Origin of the sequence: Methanoregula sp. UBA64 (assembly GCF_002502735.1) — an archaeon.
Classification (GTDB): Archaea; Halobacteriota; Methanomicrobia; order Methanomicrobiales; family Methanospirillaceae; genus Methanoregula.
Window position 1 is genome coordinate 1 of record NZ_DAQC01000007.1, and the last position, 16,799, is coordinate 16,799.

The following is a 16,799-nucleotide window of genomic DNA, read 5'->3' on the forward strand; positions in this document are numbered from 1 at the left end:
CGGTGTTGCTCGCGGCAAGGTCGCCTAAAACCTGCGGGTCTGCCTTGACTACGATCGGGGCATTCCCGGCGCTTAACGCGGCCGTGAGCTGCTTTGCCGTGTTCGACTGGTCTGCACGGTCGACAAGGCCGGACTGCACGATCTTATACGTGTTCAATCCGGTGTTGTCCACGGCAACGACAAGGTTCACGTCGTCCCCGGGAGAGAACTCGTTCGTGCCCGTGATGTGGGCGGAGAGTGTCGGGCTCCCGGCCATGTACTTCGTGCCGGCAAGTGCCGGGGATACCGCGATCACGGCAAGAACGATCGATACCAGGCAGAGAAGCCGTGCCGTGGGAAGAGCGCGGGCATGTCCGCGGTATGCAGTCGGGGAGATCTTCCCCGTAAAGACCAGTCCATTGAGCATTTCCATGCAGAACCTCACGTATAATGGGTTAACGATACGTACCGGTTGCGATTTTTGCCATATATTACGTTCGTCATCGGGGAGTTCACCTGTTTTTTCGCGGTAAAATGTGAATTTTTTCATCTCACTCAAGCGTCCTGCGGTAGGTCACGATACCGAGGATGATCATCGCGGTCGAGAAGAGCAGCAGGGCAATGAGATCGGGCCCGACCACATTGAGACCCTGGTCCCGCAAAAGGATGCTCCTCAAAGCGTGCACCCCGTAATATTCGGGGTTGATGGTCGTGATCCAGCGCAGCCAGTCCGGCATCCCAATCACCGGGTAGAACGCCCCCGACGTTAAAAACAGGATCATGTTAAAAAATGCGATCAGCGACATGTATTCCTGCTGCGTGGTGAAGCGCGATGCAAGGGAGACGACAAAGCTCGTCACCCCGATACAGGAGATCAGGATCACGACAATGACGAGAATGAACGCCTGGAGGCTCTGGACGGCGATCCCGGTGACCAGCAGATCGATCCAGAAGATCACGAACCCGGCGATAAACGCCCTCACCGTCCCGCTTGTTATGATCCCAAGGATGATGCTCGACCGTTTCACCGGCGTCACCAGGTAGCCCTCGTGGATCCCGTTCTCTCTGTCCCGGATGAGCGCCATCCCGCCGCCGAACATGGTGGCGGAAAATATCGCCATCATGATCACGCTTACCCCGAAGAACTGGATGTACTTGATGTTCCCGTAGATCTTGTCCACCCGCACGGGGTTGTGGGCCCCAAGGGAGAGGAGCACCTGGTTCAACCCCGCCTGGACGAGCGGGGGCGTGATGGAATCGGCACTATCTACGTAGAGGCGGATCGTATTGTCGTTTGTCACCGATGAGGGAAAGACGATCACGGCGGCGAGCTTTCCGTTCTCCAGATCCTGTTTTGCGGTGATCTCGTCCGCATAGACGGTAACGTCGAGGAGTTTCTCCGCATCGGTCTGGCTGATGTGGTTGAGCTGGAAGGAGGCGCTCGTGAAGAGCTGCGTGTCGCTGTAGGGCGGGGATTCCTGTACTACCCCGACCGGGATATGGGTGATGGTCCCGCCCATGGCATTCCCGAAGATCACGAGATACATGACGGGGATAAAGAGCGTCATGACGATCATCGAGGGGGTGCTTAAGAACTTCTTGAAGTCCCGTTTGAAGATGGCAAATGCACTCCGGATCATGGCATTTTCCCTCCGTGGGCGGCTGTAACGTTCGTGTCGCCGTCGATGCCCTTTCCCGTCAGGTAGATGAAGATATCTTCTAAGGACGGCGACCGGATGGAGATGGAGAGGATGGCGAGGTGGTGGTCCTCAAAGGCGGCAAGGATCGCCGGGAGAACCCGGCTGCCGTTCGTGGCCGAGATCGTGACGCTGTGCTCGACCACCGTTACCGCGTTGACCTGCGGGATTGTTTTGAGTTCGTCTTCGATCCCGGGCACGATCCGGTCGATGCCGATCCCGATGAGGTCGCCGGCCGGGATCAGCCTGCGCAGGTTTTCGAGGGTGTCGAGGGCAATCAGGCTCCCGTGGTCGACAAAGGCGATCCGCCCGCAGAGCTTCTCTGCCTCGTCCATGTAGTGCGTGGTGAGGATGATTGTGGTGTGCTCTGCATTGAGCGCGAGGATCTGCTGCCAGACCTCCCGGCGAGCCTCGGGGTCAAGGCCGATTGTCGGTTCGTCCAAAAAGAGGATGAGCGGGCGGTGGATGAAGGCCCGGACAATCTCGAGTTTCCGCTTCATGCCCCCCGAGAACGTCCGCACCGGCATGTGGGCCCGGTCTTCGAGATCGGCCATCCTTAAGAGTTCCCAGATCCGGGCGTCGAGGATGCTGTCGGGGACGTTCTGGAGCTTGCCGTAGAACTCTAAATTGTCGTACGCGGTCAGTTCCACGTCGCTTGTATAGTTCTGGGGGCAGACGCCGATCAGGGTCCGGATCGTCTCCGGGTCTTTGGTGATATCGATGTCGTTTACCACGGCCTGCCCGGTGGTAGGGGAGAGCAGCGTGGTGAGGATCCGGATGAGGGTACTCTTCCCGGCGCCGTTTGAGCCGAGGAGGCCGAAGATCTCCCCTTTCATCACCTCAAAGGAGACATCGTTTACGGCGACAACGGTCTTGGTCTTGTCCTTAAAGACCTTGGAGAGGTGGTCGATCCGGATGATCGGGGCGCCGTCGGCAACAATGGGCGTCTCTCTGTGTGCCTCCGTCTCCGCACCGAAGGGATCTGTATCGCTTGCGAACAGGTGCAGGGCATTCACCTCCGGTCGACTTTTATGAGGATCTGGTAGGCTTCCTCAAGCGCCTTTCCCAGGTGTTCGAGCTCCGCGTCCGTGAGGCCCCCGAAACTTTCCATAAGATCTTTTTTGTACTTCGATACGGACTCTTTGAGGAATTTCTTTCCTTTCGCGGTGATGGCAAGGTTTGTTACCCTGCGGTCTTTTGGGTCTGCCTGCCGTTCCACGAGGCCGTCGGCTATCATGATGTCGGCAAGCCGGGTCATGTAGGGCCGGGAGATGTAGAGCCGGTCTCCGATCTCCGACATGGGCAGCGCCTTGTACTTCATGAGAAGCCCGAGGGTATGGTATTCGGCGATGAGGACGCCGTTTGCAGTATGCCGGTTCCGCATCACGTTCTTGTAGTAGAGGGGGATGAGGGCAATCAGGGCTTCAGCCGCACGTCCCCGGAAATCTTCGGCCATAAGGGTGGTTTTGCTCCTGTCCCTGAGGTATTGAACTGGTAGTTAATTAAGTGAACTATTAACTTTGTGAACTATTCGGAGGGACGGCACGGTGAAGACCGCGAAAAAAAAACGTTCCGAAACGCCGGGCCTTACGAGAGTTCGCCGGACACAAAGAGGGAGGCGATAAGGACGATGCCAAACGCGGTGATAACCAGGCCGGCGAGCCGGTTGATGGTATGCAGCCGTTTCTGGGTCAGGTAGCTCCTCATCGAGCCGAGGATGCCGCAGAGGAGCACCCACCAGGCGATCTCGCCTACAAAGACCCCGATCACAAAGAGGGCCGGGTTGAACCATGTGCCCCCGCTGATGACCGCGCCAAAGCTCGGGATGATGATCGCAAAGAAGAGGATGGTCAAGGGGTTTGCGAGCGTTAAGGCAAACATCGTGGTATAGTCCGAGATCAGGCTTCCCCCGTCTGCCTTTACCGTTACCTCGGGCGGCGGGGCAAAGAAGATCTTGAGGCCGACAAGGATGAGGGCAAGGCCCCCGAAGAGCCGGAAGAACCACTGCCGGGCAAGGAGGAAGTCCGAGATAAGGGCAAGCCCGAATGCGGTTACGGCCGCATAAAATGCATCGGCGGTGGCGATCCCGAGGCCTGCCGCGATCCCGTGGAGCCGCCCGTGGGCGATCGAGCGCTGGATGCACATGAACGCAATGGGGCCGACCGGCGCTGCAAGGGCGATACCGATCACGATACCGTGAACAAAAAGGTCGGTCTCCACGTCACATGCACCTGTATCCCGTTTGCAGTATTCCCGTGCCGGGCCGGACAGTGGCCGGAGGGACCCGGCGCCTCGCCCGTACCCGCACCCTGCGGTCTTTTCGCATCTCTATTGGTACTGTACCTTCATCAATATGGTACCTTCCCGTGAGGGTCGGGCAGGAAAAAAGGGTTTTAAAGGAATATGCGCTGCCTGCCTAGTTCCGGAGAAAGCGCCAGGCAAGGCCTGCGATAAGGAGGGCCGAGCAGGCAAGGACGAGGAGGATATTTTTTGCCTTTTCTTTGCCGGTCATCTCTGCCCAGTGCGGCTTCTGCCAGCCGGCCAGGTACCCGAGGACAAGACCGATCGCGGTCCCTGCCGCGAGGCCGATGGTGACGACCATCCCGATCGAGAGGATATCGGTATACATGTATCAGAATCTCCATCGTTGGTTTGCGCTGCCGGGATATAAAAAAGACCGCCCGCCGCAGGTCGATCCCTGCCCGCGAGTGAGGGTTTATGGGGATTCAGCGGCAATATACCCCACATACGATCCCGGGCATGCCCGGGACAATAGGAGAATCTGTTATGATCTCGCTGCGGTTCTACCGCATTTACGATATCGGCCGGGAGATCGATATCGACTGGCTGGAGAAGTCCCTGGCCAGGAATTACTTTACGGCCCGTACCAGTTTTGTCCGGGTCAAGCCGAAATCCATCATGATCGAGTCGTCCCCGCTGCTGATCCGGATGCTGCCGGTCACGGTGGAGCGGGAGGGGCGCTCGTACGAGTTCTCCGCTGTCGCCCGTGTCTACGATATCGGGGTTATCAGCCTCTGTTTCATCTACGACGACGATCAGGCGGATCACCGGGAACTCGAGGATATCGCGTTCCGGTTCGCCGGCCAGGAAGGACTCTCGGACTTCTTCATCCAGTATCTCAATACCCTCGGGGAGATCATCAAGCCGCACATCAAGAATTTTGCAATCGACCCGGACTTTTACGAGGATTACACGATCTACGTGACCGACCGGCGGGACGATTCCATTGACCCGGTGCCGCTGCTCCTGGGGGACCGGACCTGCGTCTCTTCCCAGATCCGCGAGGATATCCTGAAAAATTCCCTCAGTTACTCAAACGAGGAACTTGCAGTCATCTCCTGGGACTCGGCCCTGCTCTGCGGCCCCGAGAGCCCGACCGATCTCATCGACTTAATCGAGTTTGCAAACGTGCAGGTGCTCGAGCTCCGGTACTATGACCGCGAGCTGACCCGTGAGATGGCGCGGATGTACGACGATATCGAGCATGCGGATCGGCTGTCCTGGTTCAACAGGGGCAGCCAGTACCATGCGATCATGCGTCACCAGATGAAGAGCTCTGCGGAGATCTCGGAGACGATAGAAAAGGTCGATAACCTGATCAAGGTGACCGAGGATATCTACTACGCCCGGGTCTATGCGACGGCGTTGAAGATCTTGAGGAGCAGCCAGTGGAGCGAGAGCGTGAGCCGGAAGATCACGGTGATCCGGGAGAACTACTCGATGTTGTCCGACGAGGTCAGGATCCAGCACTCGAACTTCCTCGAATGGGTGGTCATCCTTCTCATCGCGTTTGAGATTATCGTGATGCTCTGGGAGCGGGCGTTTGCGGGATAATGGCCCGGGCGCGTTTTCTTTTTTACCGGTGCCGTACCTTCTCCGGTGCATTTGCAAGATACAGGGGCGTCTCCCCGGCTGCGTAGCGTTTCACGTTCCCGGCAAACGCCCGGGCGATCCCCTCGTACGACACGTCCGTTACACCGGCAATGTGGGGAGTTGCGATCACGTTTTCAGAAAAGAGGGGGTGGCCCATGTCCACCGGTTCCTGCCAGAAGACGTCGAGACCGGCGCCGGCCACCTGCCCGCTTTTCAGGGCGGTAAGCAGGGTGTCTTCATCGAGAAGGCCGCCCCGGGCCACGTTCACCAGGTACGCCCCGGGTTTTGCAGCGGCAAGTGCCGTGCTGCCCACGAGGTGGAACCGGTCCGGGGTATAGTTGAGGCAGAGCACGATATAGTCTGCCTCTGCAAACGCTGCGGGGAGGTCTGATAAGGGATACTGGCGGGCGATCTCCACGCCCGGCACCGTCCGCCCGGGGTGGTCGTCTGCGGTGACGATCCTGACCCGGAAGCCGACGAGCCGCCGGGCAAGCTCCCTCCCGATCCCGCCAAGACCGACAATGCAGACGGTCTTTTCCCGGAGTGCCTGGCCGGTCGGGGTTCCCCACCGGTCCTGGATGCCGGGCTTTCTGGTCCTGATAATATCGTTCCAGCGTTTGGAGAGCATGAGCATGAGGAGGATTGCATGCTCGGCAACCGAGGCGGCATTGCCGGACTCTTCACTGGGGACCCGGGCAACCCAGATCCCGTTTTTTGTGGCAGCCGTGATGTCCACGCCTTCAAGCCCGACCCCGAACTGCTGGATGAGCCCGAAGTGCCCCTCTTGCATGAGTGTCTCGTCCACCCGGTTTACGGTCGGGACAACGATATCGGCATCCGCAATGTGCCGGCCGATCCGGTCCGGGGGCAGGGCAAGGATCTTGTCATCCGGAAGAAGGGCTGCAAGCTGCCTGCGGGCCTCGGGAAAGCCCTCGCCGCAGAAAAGGATCTTCATAGTTGGTAGGTGATTGGCGTTCCCGGGTGATCATGCCATCGGTTGTGGAAGCGGGACGATACCGCGGGTAAAAAAGCAGAATGAGAAAAGCCGAAAGAAGGCTTACTTGATCTTTTTCTCAAGTTTCTTGAGCTTCTTTTTTGCGCTGTCGCTGCCGGCTGCTGCCTGCTTTGAGAGTTCTGCTGCCTTTTCCTTCTTTACCTGGTTGAGTTTTGTCATCTGTTTCTTGCTGGTTGGCATGTTAAGTTACCTCGATATGCCTTTGACAGGTTCTATTTACTCCTTTTCTGACTTAATGATATCCCCTGATTCCCCGTGTTTTTTAAAAAAGAAGGGAACCGGGGGTTCCGATGTTTTTGCCTTGCAGTATCCCATACCCTTATGAGCGTCGGGCGTCTACTCCCCGGATATTATGACCCGGGTTGTTTCTGTCTCGCCAACCGTACGGAACGAAGGGCGTTCGGGGCTGGTCCTTGAGACCGATGAAGACGGGATCGTGACCCGGGGACGATGGGTCGGATTGTCGCCGGTCCGTGGGTTCGAGCGGTTCTGTACCGGGAAGAAGATGGTCGCTGTCCCGACGCTGGCGTCACGGGTCTGCGGCATCTGCCCGGTCCCCCATGTGCTCGCGGGTGTCGGGGCCATGGAAGCATCGATCGGCTGCGAGATTCCCCGCGACGCCCTGCTCCTGCGGCGGATCATCCATTCGGCGTCCCGGCTCTCGGTCCATACCCTCCATGCCCTCATGGTGCTTCCCGACCTGTACTACCCCGGCACCGAAACGAGGATCAACCCGTTCTCCCCCGAGCCCCGGGCACGCGCCCTTGCCCGGCGCATCCAGCGGATCCGGGAGATCGGGCAGACCTGCGTGCAGATCGCGGGCGGCGAGGCGATCCATCCGGGCAATCCCCGGGTGGGCGGGATGCACTCCAACATCTCGCCGCAGGCAAAGACAAAGATCGCCGATCTTGCAAAAGAGGGAGAGGTCCTTGCCCGCGAGCACAGGGAGTGCATGCTTTCCCTGATCCGCGACCTTTCCCGGCGGGACTCTGTGGAGATCGGCGGTGCCCGGGTGCCGTTTCCCCGGCATCTGGGGTACCACGACCAGGGCAGTCTTGCCACCGACCCGCTCTACGGTACGTCGAGTCTTGAGGAGCACCCGTCCTTTGACCTCTCGCGGTACACGGAAGTGTCGCCCGTGAACTGGTACGGGGATCCGGCGGAGGTCACGTACAGCGATCCTGCGTACCCCGGCGGCGGGACGCTTCCGGTGGGAACGCCGCTCGATCCCGTGCGGGAGATGTGCCCGGCGCTCCCCCTGTACGACGGGCAGCCGGTCGAGGTCGGGGCAGCGGCACGCCTCCGGCAGTTCAGTCATTTCGACGAGAAAGGCACGATCGGGCAGCTCGTGGCCCGGCAGATGGAGTGCGTCCAGGCCGCAGCCGAACTCGCGGACTGTACCGACCGGCTCGACCCCGCCGGCCCGGTGCTTGCGCCCTGCATCCCGCCCGGCAACGGCAGCCTGGGCTGGGCGGCAAACGAGGCCCCCCGCGGAACCCTGGTCCATATCGCCCGCGTCCGCGAGGGAAAGGTGATCTATTTTAAGATGCTCGTTCCCACGTCATGGAACATGCCAACGGCGGGCCTTGCCCTTGCCGGTTCGCCCTGGCAGCTCGCCGAACTGATCATCCGGGGATACGACCCGTGCATATCCTGTGCCTCCCACTGACGGGCCTTCCCTGATAAAAAGATCGGGAGGGATCCGGCTTTTCTTGGTGACCCCGGCCCGGTCCGGCCCGGCCGGGAGCAAACCCGAAACCTATATCTGAAGACCCCGCCTGAAAATTCCCTATGGAAGTACCGGCCGCACTCAGTGCACGGGAACAGAAACTCGTTCTCTTCATCCTTGCCCTCTCCTCCTTCATGGCATCGCTCGATTCAACCATCGTAAACATCTCGCTCCCCACGATCGCAGAATCGTTCCATATCCCCATGTCCGAGGTCTCCTGGGTTGCCATGAGCTACCTGCTTGTCTTGAGCGGGCTGCTTCTGGTTTTCGGGAAACTCGGCGACATGCATGGCTTCAAAAAGATCTTCATTGCCGGGTTTGCCGTCTTTACCATCGGGTCGCTGCTCTGCGGTCTCTCGGGAAGTATCGACGCCTTGATCGGCTCGCGCTTTGTGCAGGGGATCGGCGCTGCGGCTCTCGAAGCGATCGGCCCGGCCATGATTGCTATCTATCTCCCCAAAGAGATCCGGGGAAAGGCTCTGGGGATCCTTGCAACGGTGATCTCCGTGGGGATCGCGGCAGGGCCGATCATCGGCGGCCTTTTAACCCAGTACGTGAGCTGGCACTGGATCTTCTTTATCAACGTCCCGATCGGGATCTGTGCGGTGCTCCTCGGGATGAAGTGCATCCCGCAGGACCGGCACCCGGTAAAGACCGGGGCATTCGATTACCCGGGGGCGGTCGTTTTCTTCTTTGCGCTTGCCACCCTCCTCTGGCCCATCGACGAGGGGCTCAGCCTGGGCTGGACATCTCCCGCAATTATCGGCAGTTTCTGTGTCTCGGCCATTCTCTGGGTGCTCTTTGTGTTCCGGGAGACCCGGTGCAACGACCCGCTCTGCGACTTCGACCTCTTCAAGAACAAAAATTTCCTTGCCGCAAGCCTTGCCGCTGCGGCGATGATGCTTGCGTTTGCCGGCGTGCAGTACCTCCTGCCGTTCTTCTTTGAGGGCGTGATGGGGTACCAGGTCTATGTGGCCGGCCTGCTGCTTGCCGTGCCGTCCTTTGCGCTCATGGTCCTTGGCCCGATCTCGGGCAGCCTCTCGGACAAGATCGGTTCCCGGGTGCTTGCCACGGGGGCGGCCGTGTTTGCTGCCGTGGCGTTTTTCCTGATCAGCCTCTTTACGGAACAGACAGGTATCCTCTTTATTGCAGGTACGCTGCTCTGCGTGGGTATTGCGCTCGGGGTCTTCTTCCCGCCCAATATGAACCAGATCCTCGGCCAGAGCAAGAAAGACGAGGAGGGACTTGGTTCGAGTATCATGACCACGATGAAGAACGTGGGGGAGACGGTGGGGATTGCGCTGATGGGTACGATCGCCCTCTTTACGGTGGTGACCAACAAGAACTTCAACCCGAATACCCCGGTGGCGCAGATCCCGATGGAGATCATCGTGGAGGGCTTTGCGGTGGCATTTATCGCTGCGGCCGTGATCGCGGTGATCGCGGCGGTACTTTCCGCGGTTGCAGAGGATAATCCCCGGTAAAACGGGGATTGTCATAGGGTTCCCTTTTTTCCTCGCGCCGGCCCGGTTTCCGTATCTTCTGGGGAAATCTGCTGCCTTGTTCCGTGCGGCAGCCGGGAGGGAAGCGTCCGAATGCCCGTTTTTCCCCAGGTTCCTGCATCAGCTTTAACTCCCCGCCCGGTTCATTGGGGCATATGCTTGAGGAGTTCTGCGAAGAGATCCATTGCGATCAGTATGCCCCTTCCTCGGAAGGGTCGATTGCCCGGTGCCTGATGATGCAGAGGGATCTATCCCGTGTCGGGTACTGCCCGCTCGGGAACCAGAGGATTATTTCCCCGGGTACGCCAAAATAAGGGCCCTTTCGGTGTTTGCGGAGAAGGGGTTTCGTCCTCGTCTCATCACTCCTGCTGTTCCGGCGATCTTTCGTACCCTGCCGTACGCTCGCCGGTAAACGCTTGTGAACCGGTGACAAACCGCCGGATACCGCCGCCCGGGTGAATCCGTTTTTAATAAAGAATATGATGGAAAAATAGGGAAATGAAAATGAACTGAGGCTTACTTCTTGCCGGTCTTCTTGGCATCAGTCTTTGCTGCTACGGGAGCAGTCTTTGATGCGGGGGCAACAGCCTTCTTTTCTTTGTGCGACGTGGTAATCACTTCCTTTTCCGGTTATTTTCGTTCATTTGTGGTTTTTGCCACGTATCCATGTTATTTTTGGATAAGGGATATATTTTTGCCCGTTTTTTTGGCCTGTCACCACGGGATACGCTGCCGGGCCCCCTGTCCCCTTCCATCCGGCCCTCCGTAAACGGAGTCACTGCGTGGCTGGAATGAGGCCTGCGATAGCCGGGGGTGTCGTTTACCCGGGGAAATACCTCATTTTTCCAATACTATTATAGTGTTATAGTGCTATAATTCGGATTATGTCTGCGGATTCACAGAAACCAGCGACGACCACCATCCAGCTGCTGGCCGATACCAAGGAGGAGCTCACTACCCTCAAGGAGTGCCATAACCTGCAAACCTACGATGAGGTAATAAAGTTCCTGATTACCGCCCGGAAGACATCCATAAAATCAATGTTTGGCTGTACCCCCGAAATGCCACCCTTTGTGCGGGAGGAGGACGATTCCCATCGAGTACCTGGTGATTGATACCTGGGTCTGGATCGAGTATTTCCGTGGGTCCGACCCGGCAATCAGAGAGGTTATCGAGACCCCGGGAGACGTTGCATTACTGACATCCGCGATCACCATCACCGAGATCGTACGGAAATACAATGGGTATCCCCGGGATCTCCTGGAGGAGATGCTCCGGCTGATCACTACGGTTGGCCGGGTGGTAACTGTCGATCAGGAGATCGCAACTGCTGCCGGCTACCTGAGAAACGATGGGTTCCCCGGCGGAACTGCTGACGCTATCATCCTTGCAACGGCACGGCAGGCTGGCGGGAAGGTTATGACCGGCGACCTGCATTTTAAAGGATTGGACGATGCGCTCTTTGTAGGATCCTGAATAGTTGCGGTACAGGATTGTCCGGGGCCGCCTCATCGGGACCCCATAAGGTGCCCGGCGGTGGGAAGGGATTTTTTGTTCCATCCGCGTGGGGATGTCCCTTTTTTTAAGGCGGCGATCATCGCAATGATCTGAGGAGATTTCACAAGCTTTCTTTTCAAAAATTGAATCCTTTTTAAAGGGATGGCAGGGGGCTCTTTCCCCCTGTCGATCAGACTTTTTTGTTCGCTTCCGATGCTTCCATGTGGTCGAGGACCCGGTCCCACATGACGAGGAGCCCGGGGATGACCACGTAGGCGAGGAGTCCCGTGCCGAGGAATGCCCCGGTGATGATGAGCGAGGTGTCCATCGCGCTCACCTTCAGGCAAGGGCGGTTTCGGTGTCGGCCCAGGTCTCGACCTTGGTCCGGATCGCTTCGTCGGTGTAGGAAGCGATGATGATCCGATCCCTGCTGAAGTGGAGGTAGTACAGCTCGCCGTTGGGGTCGTGGCACTTGAGGGTCGCCGAGTATGTTTCGGTGTCGGTGTCCCGTGCTACGGTCCCGCCGTGGGCGGTGCTGAGGGTGCCTGCCGCGAGGATCACAGCTACGCCGGCGTTGAACCCGGCAAGGCTGGTGTACCGGTCTGAGATTGCGCCGACGACTTTTGCGTCGGAGTCCTGGTACACGATCTTTGCGGTGTAGGCTTCCTTGGTCTTTTCCACACCTGCGTGTGTTTCACCCGCGGAGATGTAGGATACACATCCGAGGGGGTTCGATACGATGACTGCCTGGACGATCGCGTTAAACGTCGCCGGGTCCGCAATCGGGCTTGTCAGGTTGCGGAAGGCAGTCTTTGTGGTTGTTCCATCCTGGAAATCTGCCATTTTTTTCACGTCCTTTTTTGTTCTTTCTTTTTCTGCTGTCTCGGGGGCCCCTTTGACACATACCTGTGGGCCGGTCGGGATAATAGGGGTACGCGGGGGGTGGGAATCCGAGCCCGGGTTATGGCCGGATCAGGGATCCGGGACGATTGGCGTGCAAAAAGAGGAAATGGTGTCAATGGATTTGGAAGAAATTATTTAGATTAAAGTGTGCACTGGGAAGGTCTAATCTGAAGCGTTCCGTAAATCGCGATATAAATAGAAATACTTTAATTTGTTGTAATAATTATTAGTCATACTAAGTAGGGAAAGACTATATGACAGATTCTTTAAAAAGCGAGAAAGAATTACTAGAAGATATTGAGTCAGATCCAAAAAACTATTGCGCTCATTGTAATATTGCTGAGCTCTTACTTAATGCGAATAAAATAAATGAAGCTGAGGAACATTTCAAAAAATCTATAGATATTAACCCGGAAAATGAATGCAGTCATTTAAAATATGCAATATTATTAGCTGAATCAAAAAGAGCGTCTGAAGCTGAAAAACATTTTAAAATCGCTCTCAAATTAGCCCCAAATAATGCTGGGATAAACTGTAACTATGCATTCTTTTTACAGAAATCTGGGCGCTATGATGAGGCATATAAGTATTATGAAAAAGCAATAGAGCTGGATCCCAAGCAAGAATTGTGTTATTTGAATTATTGTGATTTCCTAATCAATATTAAAAAGTTAGATGAAGCTGAAAAATATTCTAAAAAGTTTCTTGAAGTATCCCCAGAGAATCCAGATGCTTATTCACTTTATGCGGAAATATTAAAAGATAAAGGCAAATTTGAAGAGGCAGAAAACTATCTTAAAAAAGCTGTTGTCTTGGATCCCGATAATGGAATACGATACTCAAATTATGGCACCTTGTTATTCAAGTTAGAGAAATATGGAGAGTCTGAAAAATATTTTAAAAAATCTGTTGAATTAATGCCAAACCGTGCAGATGTTCACTCCAATTATTCTATTTTGTTGGAACAATTAAAAAGATCAGAGGAGGCCGAAAATCAAATAAAGGCTGCAATAGATATCGACCCGAATGATTCCAAATATCATTTCGACTATGCACTTCTACTTAGTTCAATGGGTAGGGAAAATGAAGCTGAGCAGGAATATCTGAAATCGATTGAGTTGGATCCAACAAATGTTCGTTCCCATAACAATTTAGGTTCTTATTATTACGATTTGAAAAAATATGATGATGCTGGAAAACATTTTAAAACTGCAATAGAAGTAAAACCCAATATTTCTCGTTTCCATAGTAATTATGGAAATGTTTTAACCGCATTAGGGAAATTTTGCGAGGCTGAAAAAGAATATAAAATTGCTATAAAATTAAAACCGGCTGACTCATCGGCTCATCAAAATTATTCATCCCTATTAAAACATGTGAAGAGATATTCTGAAGCAGAAGAACAGTGTAAAGAAGCCATTGAGTTAGATCCCTGCGATTCCTCTATTTATAATGAATATGGGGTCCTGCTATTTGAGATGAAAAAGTATCAAGAAGCAGAGGCTAGTTTCCAAAAAGCCATAATATATGCTCCAAATAACGCAGATATCCACAGTAATTATGCGGAACTATTACAGAAATTAGAACGGTATTCTGATGCAGAAGAGGAGATTAGAATGGCACTTATAAAAGATCCTTCAAACCCCACAAATCTCAGTAATTTGGGAGATATTTTAACAGATGAAAAATACTTTGAAGACGCCATAACTGTTTATCAACAGGCATTGGAACTTTCAAACGCGGATAACTCTCTCCTTTCGAAAATTCATAACAATTTGGGCTGGATTTTCACTCAAAAAAATGAAAACTTTCGAACACATTTCAATCTGAACCGTGCCAGAGTGGAATTTAGTAAGGCAATTGAATTAGATGATACAAATTCAAAAGCACATAAAAATCTGCGTCTGCTCAAAAAAAATTTACCCCAATATTCTGTATTCACCACTTCAAGATGTGATGTTATTGCAGTTTGCCTTTGCTTATTCCTCATAATCCCAGTAATTTTATTCCTATCTCAAAAAATTTCGGAGTACTCATTTGCTCTAATGTTTTTACTTTTGATAGCGGGATTTGTAGGTGTATTTTTATCAAATGACTTTTCGAAATTTTGGGTCGGCCCAAAAGGAGCGGGATTTGAAAGGAATCTTGGCTCCCTAACAAATTCGTCAGAGTTACGTATAATGTCCATAAGTAATGAAAAATTTGAGCAATTTAGTAGATGAAACTGGAGAATTATTAAAAAATGCCCCAAGTGCATATCACGAAACAAAAAAGTATGGGCCGATGATTAAACGAAACCTTCTTTTTATAATACTCCCTAGTATCTCACGTTGACTGAAGAACGTATTCCTCAAAACGTGATTCGCGATCAATTAACTAGTCCTATCAAATGGGATAGAATAAAGGCTGCAAATCAGCTGACCTCTCATTTTCACTTATTATCCGACAATCTCGAAGATTGGAATAACCTTCATCGCTTAATTCATGATAAGGATTCAGCTGTCCGATGGGAAGCCATCAAAACGCTCAGCAAGGTTTTTGTCCATGTGCCCGATAAAATCGCTGCATGGAACGACCTCTATCGCTTAACCCTGGATAAGGATCCGCTTGTCCGATGGGAGGTAGCAGAGCTTCTTGGGAAGGTTTTTTTTCATATACCGGATAAAGTGACAGCATCGAAAGCCCTCCACAAATTGGCACGAGATCGTACCTATGAGGTCCGATGGGGAATCGCAGAAGCCATTGGTGAGATCTTTGCTCAGATATCTGATAAAAAATTGGCCCAAAAGGATCTTCACAATTTATCACGGGATAAATATTCTGATGTGCGAAGGAGAGCAGTATATTCTATTGGGGTAGCGTTTGTTCATTTACCTAACAAGAAAGTGGCCCAAAATGATCTCCACCATTTAGCAAGGGATAGTACGTTTAACGTTCGAGCGACAGTAGCCGAGGTAATTGGGGATGCCTTTGCCGCTATGCCTGATAAAAAAACAGCTTGGAAAGATCTTCATAACTTAACCAATGATTCGGATTCTTATGTACGTAAGAGAGTGGCATATGCAATTGGGGAATCGTATTTATTTATTACAGACAAGAACTCTGCAAAAAACGCGATTCAAATATTGACACATGATCCTGAACCATCAGTTCGTAGTTATGCATATCATTCTGCTGGAAAAGTGTCAATCCAGATTGCATGTGGTCTGGAGACTGATGCCGCATTTCGATTAGAACTTGAAAACGCGCTCGGATCCTTTGAAAAATCGTTTAATGAATCTAATAAGATTGGTGAAAATAATCCCTCACAAGTTTGTTTCCCGCTTTATCGGGCATTTTATGCACTTACATTCCGACAACAAGATTCCAGAGTAAAGGTCGAAGAATTCATTTCCGAAGCTAAAAATGCAATTTCTGGATCAGATACACGCGAGCAACTTATCGCAATAATTGAGAATTTGGCAAATGCAATCAAAGAAATTGAAACGCTGCCTTCCTTTGATTCATCTGTAATTCGCACTCACCTTATATCCTGCAATCAATATTGCACTCAAGCAGAAGCAATAATAGAATCTATTGAGGGGAAAAGACCCTATGCCGCTAAGTTAATGCTACGAGGAGCACAGATTGTCAAACGAGATATTGATGGAATTACCGAAAGAATCTATACCCACGCCACGGAAATTTGTCTTTTCACTAGGAACAAAGGTTTGCCATATACTGATTTGGGTACATCTATTTACCGCCTTGGAAAACAAATTCGAGAAGGAACCAATGTTCAGATCGTGACGCGAGAAACATTCCAGATTATAAATCACCAAATTTCGAATCTCCCCCAGGATATCAGACAAGCGATTCAAGGACTTCTTACAATTATTGAAGATTCTGTCATTAAAAATGAACAGCAATGCATTGATAATTCGCTTATGGATATTAAAGAGATTCTTTTGAGTATAGATTTCACCTGTAATCAAACACATTCTAAAGTTTGCGACATTGATGTCCATATCGCTGCACTCGAACATGGAATTCTTTCAAGATTTGATATTTCTGAGCAGAAGATTATTGGTGCATTTCTCTCAAAATTGGACAGTGCCGATAAGCAAATTATCCGAGATGTTATTATTGCACTGGAAAATCAGAAACTAGATGTAAAATCTCTAGCTGAAATTGCGGATATTGTGAAACAAACACAGGGATTAATTGAAGATTTACAGAGAAAACATTCAGACCTTAATGAAGAACTTTTTGAAGCAGTCACGGAGTTTAAAAAATTACAAAATTGCATGGACTGTGGTACCACTCATGGCCTCTCATATTCAATTGCACTTATTCCTGGCTTCTTGTATTATTCCGGTGATGTAGATCTGAGGGTTAAATTAATACCATTATGGGATAGGGTGAAAGAAAAATGGGAAGAATGGTCAAAAAATGTTCCTGAAAATTTTGTAATGCGAGATTATTCCAATTCTCCATAACTGTATCATAGACTTTCTTTATCCACGTGTGCATTTACCCTATTAAAATAATTAAAAACTGGAACCGTGTGATCAGATAACGCCGTAAAGGATTTATTCCCAAAA

General features: G+C 52.5%; 17 protein-coding genes and 1 pseudogene. 8 read left to right on the forward strand and 10 right to left on the reverse strand.

The annotated features are described in order from the left end of the window. The 6 genes and pseudogenes from BP758_RS09840 to BP758_RS09865 all read right to left on the reverse strand — a co-directional run. Positions 1-412, reverse strand: a pseudogene (locus BP758_RS09840) (hypothetical protein); the annotation flags it as partial. 118 nt (positions 413-530) lie between these two features. After that, positions 531-1,619: an ABC transporter permease gene (locus BP758_RS09845; RefSeq protein WP_292370707.1), complete on the reverse strand. Its 1,089-nt coding sequence runs from the start codon at positions 1,617-1,619 to the stop codon at positions 531-533. Beyond that, on the reverse strand, positions 1,616-2,692 hold the full coding sequence (locus tag BP758_RS09850; protein WP_292370708.1) for an ATP-binding cassette domain-containing protein: 1,077 nt from the start codon (positions 2,690-2,692) through the stop codon (positions 1,616-1,618). Before BP758_RS09850 ends, BP758_RS09845 begins: the two co-directional genes overlap by 4 nt. Further along, a complete protein-coding gene (locus BP758_RS09855; protein WP_292370709.1) occupies positions 2,689-3,132 on the reverse strand; it encodes a MarR family winged helix-turn-helix transcriptional regulator in 444 nt (147 codons plus the stop codon). Before BP758_RS09855 ends, BP758_RS09850 begins: the two co-directional genes overlap by 4 nt. Positions 3,133-3,263: 131 nt before the next feature. Beyond that, positions 3,264-3,896 (reverse strand): LysE family translocator, encoded by a 633-nt coding sequence (locus BP758_RS09860; RefSeq protein ID WP_292370710.1) that lies wholly within the window; start codon positions 3,894-3,896, stop codon positions 3,264-3,266. A 196-nt stretch (positions 3,897-4,092) separates the two neighbouring features. Next, positions 4,093-4,305: a hypothetical protein gene (locus BP758_RS09865; RefSeq protein ID WP_292370711.1), complete on the reverse strand. Its 213-nt coding sequence runs from the start codon at positions 4,303-4,305 to the stop codon at positions 4,093-4,095. 158 nt (positions 4,306-4,463) lie between these two features. Between BP758_RS09865 and BP758_RS09870 the strand changes: the two genes are divergently transcribed. Next, positions 4,464-5,531 carry a hypothetical protein gene (locus BP758_RS09870; RefSeq protein ID WP_292370712.1) on the forward strand — a complete coding sequence of 356 codons (1,068 nt, stop codon included), beginning with the start codon at positions 4,464-4,466 and terminating at the stop codon, positions 5,529-5,531. Positions 5,532-5,553: 22 nt separating this feature from the next. Here BP758_RS09870 and BP758_RS09875 read toward each other — a convergent pair whose 3' ends face one another. Both BP758_RS09875 and BP758_RS09880 read right to left on the reverse strand, forming a co-directional pair. After that, positions 5,554-6,525: a 2-hydroxyacid dehydrogenase gene (locus BP758_RS09875; protein WP_292370713.1), complete on the reverse strand. Its 972-nt coding sequence runs from the start codon at positions 6,523-6,525 to the stop codon at positions 5,554-5,556. Between the two features lie 102 nt (positions 6,526-6,627). Further along, positions 6,628-6,765 carry a hypothetical protein gene (locus BP758_RS09880; protein ID WP_292370714.1) on the reverse strand — a complete coding sequence of 46 codons (138 nt, stop codon included), beginning with the start codon at positions 6,763-6,765 and terminating at the stop codon, positions 6,628-6,630. 172 nt (positions 6,766-6,937) lie between these two features. On the opposite strand from BP758_RS09880, the gene frhA reads away from it, so the two are divergent. The 5 genes from frhA (at position 6,938) to BP758_RS09905 (ending at position 11,292) form a co-directional block, all read left to right on the forward strand. After that, positions 6,938-8,254, forward strand: a complete 1,317-nt coding sequence (frhA, locus tag BP758_RS09885; RefSeq protein ID WP_292370715.1) for a coenzyme F420 hydrogenase subunit alpha — start codon at positions 6,938-6,940, stop codon at positions 8,252-8,254. A 122-nt stretch (positions 8,255-8,376) separates the two neighbouring features. Beyond that, positions 8,377-9,798, forward strand: a complete 1,422-nt coding sequence (locus tag BP758_RS09890) for a DHA2 family efflux MFS transporter permease subunit (protein ID WP_292370716.1) — start codon at positions 8,377-8,379, stop codon at positions 9,796-9,798. A gap of 173 nt (positions 9,799-9,971) precedes the next feature. Further along, positions 9,972-10,130, forward strand: coding sequence for a hypothetical protein (locus BP758_RS09895; protein WP_292370717.1), 159 nt, complete (start codon positions 9,972-9,974; stop codon positions 10,128-10,130). Positions 10,131-10,700: 570 nt separating this feature from the next. Beyond that, a complete protein-coding gene (locus BP758_RS09900) occupies positions 10,701-10,931 on the forward strand; it encodes a hypothetical protein (RefSeq protein WP_292370718.1) in 231 nt (76 codons plus the stop codon). Continuing rightward, entirely contained in the window at positions 10,924-11,292 is a 369-nt protein-coding gene (locus BP758_RS09905; RefSeq protein WP_292370719.1) for a PIN domain-containing protein, read from the forward strand. The genes BP758_RS09900 and BP758_RS09905 overlap by 8 nt, the downstream gene beginning before the upstream one ends. 211 nt (positions 11,293-11,503) lie before the next feature. On the opposite strand, the gene BP758_RS09910 is transcribed toward BP758_RS09905, so the two are convergent. Further along, the gene (locus BP758_RS09910) at positions 11,504-11,641 is read right to left on the reverse strand and encodes a hypothetical protein (protein ID WP_292370720.1); all 138 of its coding nucleotides are present in this window, start codon (positions 11,639-11,641) and stop codon (positions 11,504-11,506) included. A gap of 11 nt (positions 11,642-11,652) precedes the next feature. After that, the gene (locus BP758_RS09915; protein ID WP_292370721.1) at positions 11,653-12,156 is read right to left on the reverse strand and encodes a hypothetical protein; all 504 of its coding nucleotides are present in this window, start codon (positions 12,154-12,156) and stop codon (positions 11,653-11,655) included. A 314-nt stretch (positions 12,157-12,470) separates the two neighbouring features. Between BP758_RS09915 and BP758_RS09920 the strand changes: the two genes are divergently transcribed. Further along, on the forward strand, positions 12,471-14,438 hold the full coding sequence (locus BP758_RS09920; RefSeq protein WP_292370722.1) for a tetratricopeptide repeat protein: 1,968 nt from the start codon (positions 12,471-12,473) through the stop codon (positions 14,436-14,438). A 108-nt stretch (positions 14,439-14,546) separates the two neighbouring features. After that, positions 14,547-16,694, forward strand: a complete 2,148-nt coding sequence (locus BP758_RS09925) for a HEAT repeat domain-containing protein (protein ID WP_292370723.1) — start codon at positions 14,547-14,549, stop codon at positions 16,692-16,694. Positions 16,695-16,799: the final 105 nt, after the last annotated feature.